General features: G+C 71.9%; 11 protein-coding genes. 7 read left to right on the top strand and 4 right to left on the bottom strand.

The window, feature by feature from the left end:
• The first annotated feature begins 122 nt into the window (after nt 1-122).
• Nucleotides 123-1,391: a solute carrier family 23 protein gene (locus Q9R27_RS03145; protein WP_311250879.1), complete on the top strand. Its 1,269-nt coding sequence runs from the start codon at nt 123-125 to the stop codon at nt 1,389-1,391.
• 35 nt (nt 1,392-1,426) lie between these two features.
• Here the strand turns inward: Q9R27_RS03145 and Q9R27_RS03140 are convergent, their stop codons facing one another.
• The 4 genes from Q9R27_RS03140 to Q9R27_RS03125 form a co-directional block, all read right to left on the bottom strand.
• Entirely contained in the window at nt 1,427-2,398 is a 972-nt protein-coding gene (locus Q9R27_RS03140; protein WP_311250878.1) for a WYL domain-containing protein, read from the bottom strand.
• Nucleotides 2,398-3,252: a WYL domain-containing protein gene (locus Q9R27_RS03135; RefSeq protein ID WP_311251386.1), complete on the bottom strand. Its 855-nt coding sequence runs from the start codon at nt 3,250-3,252 to the stop codon at nt 2,398-2,400. Before Q9R27_RS03135 ends, Q9R27_RS03140 begins: the two co-directional genes overlap by 1 nt.
• A 57-nt stretch (nt 3,253-3,309) precedes the next feature.
• Nucleotides 3,310-3,744: a universal stress protein gene (locus Q9R27_RS03130; protein ID WP_311250877.1), complete on the bottom strand. Its 435-nt coding sequence runs from the start codon at nt 3,742-3,744 to the stop codon at nt 3,310-3,312.
• Between the two features lie 127 nt (nt 3,745-3,871).
• Nucleotides 3,872-4,264, bottom strand: coding sequence for an MmcQ/YjbR family DNA-binding protein (locus tag Q9R27_RS03125; protein ID WP_311250876.1), 393 nt, complete (start codon nt 4,262-4,264; stop codon nt 3,872-3,874).
• 139 nt (nt 4,265-4,403) lie between these two features.
• On the opposite strand from Q9R27_RS03125, the gene Q9R27_RS03120 reads away from it, so the two are divergent.
• The 6 genes from Q9R27_RS03120 (at nt 4,404) to Q9R27_RS03095 (ending at nt 13,305) form a co-directional block, all read left to right on the top strand.
• On the top strand, nt 4,404-4,973 hold the full coding sequence (locus tag Q9R27_RS03120; protein ID WP_311250875.1) for a DUF4956 domain-containing protein: 570 nt from the start codon (nt 4,404-4,406) through the stop codon (nt 4,971-4,973).
• Entirely contained in the window at nt 4,970-5,752 is a 783-nt protein-coding gene (locus tag Q9R27_RS03115; RefSeq protein ID WP_311250874.1) for a polyphosphate polymerase domain-containing protein, read from the top strand. The genes Q9R27_RS03120 and Q9R27_RS03115 overlap by 4 nt, the downstream gene beginning before the upstream one ends.
• A gap of 30 nt (nt 5,753-5,782) precedes the next feature.
• Nucleotides 5,783-7,468, top strand: coding sequence for a carbohydrate-binding domain-containing protein (locus Q9R27_RS03110; RefSeq protein WP_311250873.1), 1,686 nt, complete (start codon nt 5,783-5,785; stop codon nt 7,466-7,468).
• Between the two features lie 69 nt (nt 7,469-7,537).
• Nucleotides 7,538-8,293 carry a hypothetical protein gene (locus Q9R27_RS03105; RefSeq protein WP_311250872.1) on the top strand — a complete coding sequence of 252 codons (756 nt, stop codon included), beginning with the start codon at nt 7,538-7,540 and terminating at the stop codon, nt 8,291-8,293.
• Nucleotides 8,290-9,840, top strand: a complete 1,551-nt coding sequence (locus tag Q9R27_RS03100) for a DNA polymerase Y family protein (RefSeq protein ID WP_311250871.1) — start codon at nt 8,290-8,292, stop codon at nt 9,838-9,840. The genes Q9R27_RS03105 and Q9R27_RS03100 overlap by 4 nt, the downstream gene beginning before the upstream one ends.
• A gap of 12 nt (nt 9,841-9,852) precedes the next feature.
• Nucleotides 9,853-13,305 (top strand): error-prone DNA polymerase, encoded by a 3,453-nt coding sequence (locus Q9R27_RS03095; RefSeq protein ID WP_311250870.1) that lies wholly within the window; start codon nt 9,853-9,855, stop codon nt 13,303-13,305.
• Nucleotides 13,306-13,331: the final 26 nt, after the last annotated feature.

The raw sequence follows: 13,331 nt of genomic DNA, 5'->3' as shown, positions 1-13,331 counted from the left end.
GGGGTACCTGATCAAGCCGGATGCCGCTGGCTTGCACCCGCACCACCGTGCCCCGGAGAAATCGCTAGACTTCGGGCGCCCACACCGGTGCCACACCGGGAACGACCAACCTGGAGGCATCGGTGCCCTGGATCAAGCACGGAGACGGACGCACCGTCTCCCCCGAAGAGATCGTCCGCCCCGAGGAACGGCTGAGCTGGCCGCGGACCATCGGCTTCGGCGCCCAGCACGTGGTGGCCATGTTCGGCGCGACCTTCCTGGTCCCGCTGCTGACCGAGTTCCCACCCACCACGACGCTCTTCTTCTCCGGCATCGGCACCATGCTCTTCCTGGTGCTCACCCGCAACAAGGTGCCCAGCTATCTCGGCTCCTCCTTCGCCTTCATCGCCCCGATCCAGGCCGCGATGACCGACGGCGGGATGGGCGTCGCTCTCTTCGGCGTGATGGTCACCGGCCTGCTCCTGGCCGCGGTCGGCTTCATCGTCAACGAAGTCGGCACCGGCTGGCTCGACGCACTCATGCCCCCAGTGGTCACCGGTGCGATCGTGGCCCTGATCGGCTTCAACCTGGGCGGCGTCGCGACCGACAACTACCAGACCGCCCCGTGGCTGGCGACCCTCACCCTGGCCACCATCGTCGTGGTCGCGGTCGCCTCACGCGGGCTGCTGGCCCGGCTCTCGATCCTGATCGGCGTGGTGGTCGGCTATGTCGCGGCCGCCATCGCCGGTGACATCTCGTTCGCCACCGTCCGCAACGCCGACTGGTTCGGACTGCCCGAGTTCACCACGCCCGAGGTCTCCTGGACCGTGCTGCCGATGTTCTTGCCGGTGGTCCTGGTCCTGGTCGCCGAGAACGTCGGCCACGTCCGCTCGGTGGCCCACCTGGTCTCCGACGACTCCATCAACGAGCGCACCGGCACCGCCCTGATCGCCGACGGCCTGGCCACCGGCCTCGCCGGCTTCGGCGGCGGCTCGGCCACCACGACGTACGGCGAGAACATCGGCGTGATGACCGCGACCCGGGTCTTCTCCACCGCCGCCTATTGGGTGGCGGCCATCGTCGCGATCCTGCTCAGCCTCTCCCCCAAGGTCGGCGCCCTGCTGGGCACCATCCCGTGGGGCGTGCTGGGTGGTGTCACGGTCGCGCTCTATGGCCTGATCGGGCTGATCGGCGTGAAGATCTGGATCGACAACCAGGTCGACTTCTCCCGCCCCGCCAACCAGTACCCGGCAGCAATCGCCCTGATCATCGGCATCGGCGACCTCACCCTGACCGGCGGCGACCTCACCTTCACCGGCATCGCGCTCGGCACCATCGCCGCGATCGTGGTCCACCACGGCATGGTCTTCATCGAGCACGAGCGGAACAAGGGCCGCGCCCCCGACGCCTGAGCCAGACGCCTGGCCCGGGGGGCCGACGTGCGGCGTCAGGCGCGGTGGTGCTCGAGCAGTTCGCGGGCCAGTTCCGGGCCAGCACTGATCAGGCCGGCCGGGTCGAGCACCCGGGTCTCGGGGCCCCCGGCCAGCATCAGCAGCCCGACCCGCCAGCCGACCGGCTCGAGCAGGTCCAGGTCAGCGGTGAAGGTGGCGTCGTCGTCGCCGACCACGTGGACCGACTCGGCGTACATGTCGGCCGTCCAGCGGGCGTCGTGCGGCAACTCCATCCGCACCCGGGTGGTCCGGCGTTGTTCGGCCAGCAGCGCCTCCACCCCGGGCGGTTGCTCGAAGACCTCGTCGGTCAACTCCGCGGCACGGACGTTGGAGAGCAGGTAGGTGCGCAGGGCGCCATTCGTGCCGACCGGGCCGGCATCCACTTCCCAGCCGCGCCGGGTCTGGACCAGGCGCAACGGCTCGATCACCCGCTCGTCGACGCCCACGTGCCAGGCCCGTGAATAGGTGATCCGGACCCGGCGCCGGTCCGCGACCGCCTCCTGGAAGGCGGGCACTGCATGGTTCCACTCCGCGGAGACCGGTGCGTCCGCCGTCCCCAGCATGGTCGCGCTGATCACCTCGGTGGCCGCCGCCAGGTCCTTGTCGTCGGGGTCGACGTCGAGCAGGGCCACGGCTGCCGAGTAAATCAGCGCCAGCTCATCGGCGGACAGGTGCTCGACGCCGAGGTCCTCGTCCTCGGAGACCACCCGCACCACCTCGGCCGCTGCCGGGTCGTCCTCGGTGCCGTCGGCGCCCAGGAACTCCAGCACGGAGGGGCGAGAGAGGCCCAGGGTCCACATCGGGTCCGCGGTGAAGTAGGCGAGCAGGTCCTCGCGCAACTCGTCGGCGTCGGCACCCACAGCGACGGCCAGGTCGGCCAGGCGCATCCCCCCGGGATGCTCGGCCAGCTCCGCCAGGACGCCGGGCAGGCGCGCGATCCGGGCAACGTACTGCGGCACTGCGGCCATCACACACCTGCCATTTCGCGCAGTTCCTCGAGCATTTCCTCGCGTACGTCGTCGGGGCCGACCAGTTCCACCCGGGTGCCCAGCACATAGAGGCGCGAGCGGAGCGCGGCCCGGTGGGTCACGACGTACGTCAGCACTGCGTCGTCGCCGTCGACCTCCTCCGCCTGCGGGGCCCCCAGCCAGCGACGTACGTCGGGCACGTGGCGCACGGGGGTGCGCAAGGTGACCTGGGTCGGCTCGTCGACCAGCCACCGCATCGGGTGCAGGTCCAGGCGCTGCGCCGACTCGACCGGCCGGGCCGAACCAGCAGCACCGGCTGCGACCTCGCTCATCCGGGCCAGGACGTAGTTCTTGGTGGCGGTGCTGCCCTCCTCGAGGGCGGTGAGGTACCACGTGTTGTTGCGGTGGACCAGCGAGGCCGGGTGCGCGGTGCGGGCACTGCCCTTGTAGCGGAAGGTGAGCAGGCAGTTGCGCCGCACCGCCCTGGCCACGGTCTCGATCGCCTCGCCGCCGGAGACCACGACCGTGTCGGTGGAGATGTCCGCCGGCCGGGCGGCGTCGGGCAGGCCCAGCGTGGCGACCAGGTCGTCGCGGTTGGCCAGCAGCGCGGCCCGTTGCAGGGCAGCCTGCTGCCCCGGGGTCAACGCGAGTCGCAACCGGTTGTCGCCCTTGAGGATCCGGTAGCGCGCAGCGGCGCCCGTGGGGGCAACGTTCTCGATCGTCCAGCCCTGGCTGCGCAGGTGCCGGAACTCACGGGTCAGCTGGGAGATCGGGTCCTTGTCGCCGAAGCGGCCGACCTCGATCAGGTCCTCGGCCGAGACCCCGTCCGGACCGGCCTGGCTGAGCACGGACATGATCCGCACCAGCCGCTCCATGGGCTCGCGCTGGTCACGCCCTCCCCTGGCCATCCGTCAGCGCTGGTGGGTGTGCGCAATGTAGACGTCGCACGAGGCGTGTGCCGCGACGTCGCGGGCGATGCTGCCCAGGACGCGGGCCATGCCCTGCACCCGCTTGTTGCCGACAACGATGATGTCGGCGTCCAGCGCCTCTGCCGCCCTGACCAGTGCCTCGCCCGGCTTGCCCTCGGCCGGGGCCGCGATGATCTCGACCTCCGGGAAGTCGCGGCGGAGCTGGTTGACCACCTGCTGCGCGGTCTGCTCGGCCTCCTGCTCGTTGCTGAGCAGGATCTTCTCCGAGCCGACCTCCAGCGTCTCCGCCTCGAAGTCGCCATAGGCGGAGAGGATGTGGAGCTTCGCGCCGAAGGCCTGGGCGAGCTCGGCGGCCTTCCGGGCGCCGGCAGCGGCCGGCTCGCTGCCGTCGACTCCGGTCACGATCACGTTGGCCATGGGGTCCTCCATCAGTGCAGGTGGTGGGCGGTGTGCCCGACGACGGACAGGATATCGCCGCGAGCGGCGATTGCCGGGCGATTGGACCTCAGGCGGGTCGATCGAGCTGGTGACCGGCCACTGTGACTCACTCTCCTCGGTCGGGGCGGTCGACGAGAGCGGCCAGCGCCTTGGGCGCCTGGAGACAGAAGGAGTCGGTGAGCAACTCGGCGATCTCCTCCCAGTCGGTGTCGTCATCGAGGAGCATGCCGACCAGATTCCCTCCCCACTCGCCGCGAAAATAGGGCTCGCCCAGGTTCTCGAAAGCAATCACCTCATCGGGCTCGGCCCGGAAGACGATGCGGAACCGCTGGTCCTCGCCCCCGAAGATGTGGGCGATGGTGGCTGTCGAGCCGTCCGGACGCCAGCGAACCCCCACCCAGGCATCCTCCTCATGACATCGGGGCAGCCGGGCGAAGATCGCGCGCAGGTGCTCGAGCATCGCCACGGGTACGTCGGGACGTTCTCTCTTCCGGGCCACGACTGCACTCTGCCACCCGGCGCCGACAGCACAGACGCAAGAGGCGATCCACAGCCGGCTCACAGGTGGCTCCGGGACTGGCCACAACCGGGCGCGGCGTACTGGAGGTCGACACATCACCGACCTACGGGAGCCCACCTTGTCCCCCCACCTCCTCCAGGCCATCGACCTGATCGCGATCTGCATCCTCGTCTTCGGCCTCTTCCTGCCCCGGCACCGCCGCCCCGACCTGGTCGTCGCCTTCCTGACGGTCAACGTCGGTGTGATGGCGGTGGCCACCGCACTGGCCAGTTCGACCATCGGCGCCGGCCTGGGACTGGGCCTGTTCGGCGTGCTCTCCATCATCCGGCTCCGCTCCGAGGAACTGGCCCAGAGCGAGATCGCCTACTACTTCGCCGCGCTCACCCTGGGCCTGCTGGCCGGGCTCAATCAGTCCCCCGGCCTGCGCGAGGTGGGCTTGATGGCCGCGGTCGTGATCGCGGTCGGCATTGGCGACCTGCTGGTCCCCGGCCGCGGCACCAGCAGCCAGGAACTGCTGCTCGACCGCGCGATCACCGACCAGGACACCCTGGTCGACCACCTGGCCGGACTGCTCGGCGCCGAGGTGCTGGCGGTCAAGGTGCGCCGCGTCGACCTGGTCAACGACACCACCCTGGTCCTGGTCCGCCACCGGGAGGCGCACGTGCCGGCACGGGAGGTGCTGCGATGACGACGCTTGCCGCGACCGCACTGGACACGCTCGCCCCGATCGGGCTCGAGGAACTCGTCGAGCGTGCCGAACTGCTCACCCGGGTGGACCGCAAGTACGTCGTCCCGGTGCGGGCCGCCGAGGAGATCCTGCGCGCCGTCCCGGCCAGCACCCGGGTCCTGGAGATCGCGGGCCGGCGCGGCTTCGGCTACCGGTCGACGTACCTCGACACACCGGAGCGGGACAGCTACCTCTCCGCCGGCCGAGGGCACCGGCGCCGCTGGAAGGTGCGCACCCGCGCCTACCTGGACACCGGGGGCACCTGGCTGGAGGTGAAGACCCGCTCCGCCCGCGGCGCCACCCTCAAGCAACGCATCGAGCACCCGGAGGCGGAGTCACAGGTCGCTCCCCTGACCGAGGCAGGACATGGCTTCGTGGCCGACATCGTCGGCACCGCCGTGGCCGACCGGATCCACCCCGTCCTGGTCACCGGATATCACCGCACCACCCTCTTCCTGCCCGAGTCGGCGAGCCGGGTCACCCTCGACGTCGACCTCGGCTGGACGGCACTGGCGCCGCAGGCGCCGCCCCGCGACCTGGAACGGCCCGGCGTGGCCATCGTGGAGACGAAGACCGGCTCCACGCCCTCCCCCGTCGACCACCTGCTGTGGCGGCGCGGGCACCGACCACTCCGGATCTCCAAGTACGGCGTCGGCATGGCCGCACTGGATCCCGCGCTGCCACGCCTGAAGTGGCACCGGGTCCTGGGCCAGCACCTCTCCCTGCCCCGCAGCAACTGATCCCCCTCCACACAACGAACGGAAACCCAGATGAAGCACCAGTCCCCCCTCCGCCGCCGCCTGAGTGCCGCCGTCGCGGCCTCTGCCGCCCTGATCGTCCTCGGCGCCTGCGGCACCAGCAACGACGAGGCCAGCAATGCCTCCGCGACCACCTCTGCGGTCGCCAGCCTCGCCTCCCTCGATGACACCCATGCCGACACCAACGACGGGGAGTACGACGTCGACGACGCCACCCGGATCGACCTCGCCGACGGCGCCTCCTCGGCGAGCGGGAGCGGCGCCGATGCCGTCCGGACGACCGGCGACCTGGTCACCATTACCGCACCCGGGACCTACCTGCTCAGCGGCGAACTGACCGATGGCCAGGTGGTGGTCTCCAGCAGCGCCGACGGCAAGGTCAAGCTCGTCCTGGACGGCGTCTCGATCACCTCGACGACCACGTCGCCGCTGGTCGTCGAGGAGTCCGACGAGACCGTGGTGATCCTGGCCGACGGCTCGACGAACACCCTGGCCGACACCGCCACCGCACGGGCCACCGACGAGTCCGCCGATGAGTCCAGCGATGAGGAATCCGACGACCCCAACGCCACCCTCTTCTCCCGCGACGACCTCACCATCGCCGGCACCGGGACGCTGCGGGTCGCGGGCAACACCAACGACGCCATCACCAGCAAGGACGGGCTGGTGATCCTGTCCGGCACCATCGAGGTGACCTCGGTCGATGACGGGATCCGCGGCAAGGACTACCTGGTCATCGAGGACGGCACGATCACCGTCGACGCCCAGGGCGACGGACTGAAGGCGGACAACGAGTCCACCGAGACCTCCAGCGGCAAGGCCAAGGAACTGGGCTGGTTCCAGCTCGACGGCGGCACCGTGACGATCGATGCCGGCGACGACGGGATCGATGCCGAAGGCGCCCTCAACGTCACCGCCGGTGAGCTCACCATCGCCTCCTCCGTGGAGGGTCTGGAGGCCCGCCAGATCACCCTGGCCGGCGGCACCGTCGACGTGACCGCCTCCGACGACGGGCTCAACGCGACGGCAGGCAACGGCGGCGAGGCCGTCCAGGACGGCGTACTCCTCTCCCTGGCCGGCGCCGAGGTCACCGTGGCGGCCGGCTCCGACGGCATCGACTCCAACGGCAATGCGGTGCTCAGCGGCGGCAGCGTCACCGTGCACAGCGCGGCCCGCGGAGGCGGCGACGGCTCGATCGACGTCAACGGCACCTTCGACATCACCGGCGGGACCCTGGTCGCCACCGGTGGCCTCTCCGGCGCGCCGAGCGCCGACTCCGACCAGGGCTGGGTCGTTGCCTCACTGGAGACCACGGTGGCCACCGGGCAGCAACTCGAGGTGGTCGACGCGGAGGGCACCACGGTGGCCTCGCACACCGCCACCCAGGAGACCTCGTCCCTGATCGTCTCCGCCCCCGGCATCGAGGCCGGCGCGACGTACACCGTCCGCGCCGGCGCGGCGGGCGAACTGGCTGACGTCGCCACGGCGACGGCCAACGAGTACGCCGGCGGGTTCGGCGGTCCGGGCGGCGGCCGACCGGCTGGCGGTCCGGGCGGCGGTTCGGACAGTGGTCCGGGCGGTGAGCGGCCCGAGGGCATGGGCACCCCGCCGGAGGGCTGGACTCCCCCGGACGAGATGGGGACTCCGCCCGAGGACTGGACCCCGCCGGAGGGGATGGAGCCCCCGGCCCGGCAGTGAGTTTCCTCCGGCGGCGATCCGGGCAGGCGACCAGTTGCAAGATTCGAACACCTGTTCGATCATGGGGGCATGGAGCCCCTCACCACCCTGTCCCCTGCCGGCTCCGACCGCGGGACCGTGCTCGCCCACCTGCGCAACCGGATCGACCGGATCCAGGCACGCCAGGCGCCGGAGGCCCTGCCCACCCATCCGGCCCTGGCCGGGGCGCTCCGGTTGCGGGCCGGGGGGAGCTACCAGGTCGATGACGCCACCCTGGCGCTGGCCCTGCTCGCCGGACCGTCGGCGGCCGGCGGGTGGGGTGCGGTGGTCGGCGCCCCCGACTTCGGCGCAGAAGCGGCGACGGAACTGGGGGTCGACCTCTCCCGCACCGTGCTGGTCCCCGACCCGGGGCCGGACTGGGTGGAGGCGACAGCGGCCCTGCTCGGCGTGGTCCAGCTCCTGGTGCTGCGCCCTCCGGAAACAACCCTGCGGACCGGGGTCGATCCGCACCTGGCCAGCCGTCTCGGGGCACGCCTGCGCAAGCACGGCGCGGTGCTCGTGGTGCACGTGCCTCGGCCGCCCAGCGCCAGGTCGGGGCCGGGGACGACGACCTGGCAGTGGCCCGGGTGCGAGGCCCGCCTGGGCCTGCAGGACGCCACCTGGTCCGGGATCGGCCCGGGCCACGGACGCCTGCAGCAGCGCCGGGCCGTCGTCGCGGTACGCCGTGCCGGGGCCACGCCGACCTTCCACCCGTGGCCGGACCGGGAGCAACGGCGTACGTCCGCCCCTGTCGCTCCTGCCGCCATGGACGCCTTCGCGGGCGGGCTCGCCGGGCGGGCCGGATGAGCGCGGCACGGCGCACCCGGACCCTGGTGCTCTGGTGCCCGGACTGGATGGTGGTCGCGGCGCTGGCCGACGCGGACCTGCCCCGCGGCACGCCGGCAGCAGTCCTGGCCAAGGGCGGGGTGGCCGCCTGCAACGACGCCGCCCGGGCCGAGGGGGTACGCCGCGGCATGCGCCGGCGCGACGCCCAGTCCCGCTGCCCCGACCTTGCCCTCTTCGACGACGACCCCGAGCGCACCGCGCGGGCGTTCGAGCCGGTGATCCGCACCGTGGAGGAACTCCGCCCCGGCGTGGCGCCGATGCGTCCGGGGTTGTTGGCCCTCCGTGCCCCGGGACGCTTCTACGGCGGCGAGGCCCACGCTGCCGCGATCATCGCCGAACGGGTCGTCGAGGCGGGTGTGTGGGACTGCCGGATCGGCATCGCCGACGACCTCTTCACCGCGGAGCAGGCCGCCCGTCGCGCCGAGCAGCAGGACAACGTGGTGGTCCCTGTCGGGGGGGCGGCACGATTCCTGGGGCCCTTGCCGGTCGACGTACTCGACGATCCGGAGACGGTGAGCCTGCTCCGCCGCCTGGGCCTGCACACCCTCGGCGACCTCGCGGCCCTGCCTGCCGGTGACGTCCAGGGGCGCTTCGGTGCGTACGGCGCCCGGATCCACCGGCTGGCCCGGGGCGATGTGCAAGGCCCGTTGGCCGGTCGCGTCCCGCCGCCCGACCTGGACTGCGAGGTCACCTTCGAGCCGCCCCTGGCCTCGATCGAGACGGTCTGCATGAGCACCCGGCGCACCGCGGACCGGTTCGTCGCGCAACTGGCCGAGCGGCACCTGGTCGCCACCGCGGTCCGGATCGAGATCGAGTGCGATGCCGTCATCGCCTCGGCACGGAGCTGGGTGCATGCGAGCTGGTTCGGCTCCGTCGACCTGATCGACCGGGTGCACTGGCAGTTGCGTGGCCAGCCGATGCCCGGGCCGGTTGGCCGCCTCCGGCTGCTCCCCGAGACCGTCGAACCGGCCGCGGACCATGCCGAGACGCTGCTCGGCGGGAACAGCGATGAGCGGGTCGCCCGCGGGATCGCCAAGGTGCAGGCGCTCCTGGGCCATGACGCCGTAGTGGCGCCGGTGCTGCAGGGCGGCCGCTCCCCCGCCGAGCGGCAGGCGCTGGTGCCCTGGGGGACGCGCCCGGTGGGCCTGCGCCCCCGCGACTTGCCCTGGCCGGGCAGCATCCCGCCACCGGCGCCGACCCGGGTCCTTGCCGAGCCGTGGCCGGCTGCCGTGGTCGACCAGCAGGGCGGCGAGGTGCGAGTCAGCGACCGGGGCATGGTTGCCCGTCCCCCTGCCTGGTTCCGGCCCGACCGTGGCGTCGAGGGCCCCTGGCAGCCGGTCTCTGCCTGGGCGGGGCCATGGCCGGTGGAGACCGGCTGGTGGGAGCCCACCGCCGGGGCGTCGGCATCCACGCTGGTCGTCCGCTTCCAGGTGGTCGGCGTCGACGGCACCGCCTGGCTGATGCGCTGCCAGGGCGGGCAGTGGTGGACCGAGGCGGGCTATGAATAGGCAGGTGCACTGATGGGCTGGCAGAACCCGGCCATGCCCTGGTCGGAACTGGAGACCCGGCTCTCCGGGCGTCCCCGCTCCGCGCGGACTGTGGACGCTGCCCCCGACCAGGGCCCCGGCTCCCGCAAGCGGAGGGCCTACCAGCCCGCTGCCGACGTACGCCGCCCCGAGGGCCCGGTGGTGCCCTATGCGGAACTGCACTGCCACAGCAACTTCAGCTTCCTCGACGGCGCCAGCGGTCCCGACCGCCTGGTCGAGGAAGCGGTCCGGCTGGGCCTGCACGGGTTGGCGCTCACCGACCACGACGGCTTCGCCGGGGCACCGCTCTTCGCCGAGACCGCCCAGAAGTACGCCGGTCTGGTCACCGTCCACGGCGCCGAACTCTCCCTGGGGCTGAGTGGCCCCCAGGGCGGCGTACCCGATCCCGGCGGCAGCCACCTGCTGGTGCTGGCCCGCGACGTCGAGGGCTATCACCGCCTCGCCTCCGCGATCACCGAGGCGAACCTGCGCGGCGACCCTGACGACGGCGGCGCGGTCAAGGGGCGCCCGATCCACGACCTGGCCGAACTGGCCGAGCAGGGGCGCGGGCACTGGTTGTTGCTGACCGGTTGTCGCAAGGGCATGGTCCGCTCCGCCCTGGCCACCGGCGGGCCACGGGCGGCCGCAGCGGCGCTGGACCGGATGGTCAACCTCTTCGGCAGTGAGCACGTGGTGGTCGAACTGACCGACCACGGCCTGCCGGGCGACCACGAGCGCAACGACCTGCTCGCCGCGCTGGCCCAGGATCGCGGGCTGCGGATGGTGGCCACCAACAACGTCCACTACGCCACCGCTGCCGAGCATCGCCTGGCCGCCGCAATGGCGGCGATCCGGGCCCGGCGGAGCATGGCCGAGATGGATGGCTGGCTGCCGCCATGGGGTGCCGCCTGCCTGCGCTCGGGTGAGGAGATGGCGCGCCGCTTCGCCCGCCATCCGGGTGCTGTTGCGCGCAGCGTGGAGATCGCCGACGAGGTCGGGTTCGACCTGGCGAAGGCCAGGCCGCGGCTGCCCCAGCACCAGATCCCCGAGGGAGAGACCGCGATCAGCCACCTGCGTTCGCTGGTGGCGGCCGGGTTCGAGCGCGTCTATCGCGGCAAGCGGCACGGCGCGCGTGACCTGGAGGCCGAGGCCCGGGAGCGGATCGCCCACGAACTCGAGATGATCGAGCGCAAGGAGTTCGCCGGCTATTTCGTCATCGTCCACGACATCGTCGCCTTCGCCCGCCGGCAGGGCATCCTGTGCCAGGGACGGGGATCCGCGGCCAGTTCGGCGGTCTGCCACGTGCTCGGGATCACCGCGATCGACCCTGTGTTCTACAACCTGCCATTCCAGCGGTTCATCTCCGAGCACCGTGACGAGGAGCCCGACATCGACGTGGACTTCGACTCCGACCGGCGCGAGGAGGTGATCCAGTGGGTCTATGAGACCTATGGCAGGCGGTGCGCCGCCCAGGTCGCCAACGTGATCACCTATCGCCCCAAGATGGCGGTCCGCGACGCCGCCAAGGCGCTCGGCCATTCCCCCGGCCAGCAGGACGCCTGGTCGAAGCAGATCCACAGCTGGAGCCGGATCGCCACCGAGGGCGAGGAGCATGACATCCCTGCCCCGGTGGTCGACCTGGCCACCCAGTTGCTGGGGGCGCCGCGCCACCTGGGCATCCACTCCGGCGGGATGGTCCTCACCGAGCAGCCGATCAGCGAGGTCTGCCCGATCGAGCGGGCCCGGATGGAGAAGCGCACCGTGCTGCAGTGGGACAAGGACGCTGCTGCCTGGATGGGCCTGGTCAAGTTCGACCTGCTCGGCCTGGGCATGCTCGGCGCCCTGGACGCGATGATCCGGATCGTCGGCGAGCGCCTCGACGAGCACTGGACGCTGGAGACCATCCCTCGTGAGGAGCCGGCCGTCTACGACATGCTCTGCCGGGCCGACTCGATCGGCGTCTTCCAGGTGGAGAGCCGCGCCCAGATCGGCACCCTGCCCCGGCTCAAGCCCCGCGAGTTCTATGACCTGGCCATCGAGATCGCGCTGATCCGCCCGGGACCGATCCAGGGCGGTTCCGTGCATCCCTACATCCGCCGCGCCACCGGCAAGGAGCCGGTCAGCTATGTGCACGACGACCTGGTGCCCACCCTGGAGCGGACCAAGGGGATCCCACTCTTCCAGGAGCAGTTGATGGAGATGGCGGTGGTGATCGGTGACTGCAGCCGCGACGACGCCGACCTGCTGCGCCGGGCGATGGGCTCCAAGCGTGGCATCGAGCGGATCGATTCGATCAAGGAGCAACTGTTCGCCGGGATGGCGAAGCGCGGCCTGGTCGGGGAGGTCGCCGACGCGCTCTACAAGCAGATCCTCTCGTTCGCGAACTTCGGCTTCGCCGAGTCGCACGCGCTCAGCTTCGCGCTGCTCGTCCATCACAGCTCGTGGTTCAAGCTGCACTATCCGGCCGCCTTCCTGGCCGGGCTGCTGCGGGCCCAGCCGATGGGGTTCTACTCCCCGCAGTCCCTGGTCGGCGATGCGCGTCGCCACGGCGTACGGGTGCTCCGCCCCGACATCGCACGCTCGGCCGCGGTCGCTGACCTGGAACTCATCGACGGCTCCGCCCCGTCGCCGACCGGGCTCGCCGGGTGCCTGGCCGGCGACCACGAGCGGACCGAGTTCGTCCCCGGCACGCCTGACCCGACCCCGGCACACCGCAGGGACACGGCGTACGCCGTCCGGCTGGGGCTGGACTCGGTGCGCGGCGTCAGTCGCGAGGTGGCCGAGCGGATCGTCACCGCCCGTCGGGAGCGTCCCTTCGCCGACCTGGTCGACCTGGCCCGCCGGGCCGCGCTGGACGAACGGCACCTGGAGGCGCTGGCCACCGCCGGGGCGCTGGCCGGATTCGGGCACACGCGGCGCGAGGCGCTCTGGCATGCCGGGCGCACCGAGTCCGAGGAGCACCTGCCGGGCGCCACACCCGGGCTGGTCACCCCGCCGCTGCCCGGGATGAGTGCGATCGAGGAGACCCTGGCCGACCTGTGGGCCACCCGGATCACCCCGGACTCGAATCCGTTCGACCACCTCCGCGAACTGCTCCGCGACCACGGGGTCAAGGCGGTCGCCGAGCTCGCCGGGGTCGAGCCCAGGCGCCGGGTGCACGTGGCCGGGATGGTCACCCATCGGCAGCGTCCCAGCACCGCCGGCGGGGTGACCTTCCTGAACCTGGAGGACGAGACCGGCATGCTCAACGTGGTCTGCAGCGTCGGCCTGTGGCACCGCTACCGCCGCGTTGCGCGCAACTCCGCGGCGATGGTGATCCGCGGCATCCTGGAACGGAACGAGGGCGTCACCAACCTGGTCGCCGACCGGCTGGCGCCGCTGGAGTCGGTCCACCCCGCAGCCGGGCAGGCGCTGCGGGCCCGGCATGCCTCCCGCGACTTCCAGTGAGTCGCGGGAGGGCGAGGATGCACTCC

Origin of the sequence: Nocardioides sp. AE5 (assembly GCF_031844485.1) — a bacterium.
Classification (GTDB): domain Bacteria; phylum Actinomycetota; class Actinomycetes; order Propionibacteriales; family Nocardioidaceae; genus Nocardioides.
Note: the sequence above shows the minus strand (reverse complement) of the source record. Positions and strands in the feature narration are given on the sequence as shown.

Bases quoted from the DNA above. Each gene is read 5' to 3' on its own strand.
- Q9R27_RS03140 (WP_311250878.1), bottom strand. From the start codon at position 2,398: ATGGCCGCAGTGCCGCAGTACGTTGCCCGGATCGCGCGCCTGCCCGGC.
- Q9R27_RS03135 (WP_311251386.1), bottom strand. From the start codon at position 3,252: ATGTCCGTGCTCAGCCAGGCCGGTCCGGACGGGGTCTCGGCCGAGGAC.
- Q9R27_RS03130 (WP_311250877.1), bottom strand. From the start codon at position 3,744: ATGGCCAACGTGATCGTGACCGGAGTCGACGGCAGCGAGCCGGCCGCT.
- Q9R27_RS03115 (WP_311250874.1), top strand. From the start codon at position 4,970: ATGACGACGCTTGCCGCGACCGCACTGGACACGCTCGCCCCGATCGGG.
- Q9R27_RS03110 (WP_311250873.1), top strand. From the start codon at position 5,783: ATGAAGCACCAGTCCCCCCTCCGCCGCCGCCTGAGTGCCGCCGTCGCG.
- Q9R27_RS03105 (WP_311250872.1), top strand. From the start codon at position 7,538: ATGGAGCCCCTCACCACCCTGTCCCCTGCCGGCTCCGACCGCGGGACC.
- Q9R27_RS03100 (WP_311250871.1), top strand. From the start codon at position 8,290: ATGAGCGCGGCACGGCGCACCCGGACCCTGGTGCTCTGGTGCCCGGAC.
- Q9R27_RS03095 (WP_311250870.1), top strand. From the start codon at position 9,853: ATGGGCTGGCAGAACCCGGCCATGCCCTGGTCGGAACTGGAGACCCGG.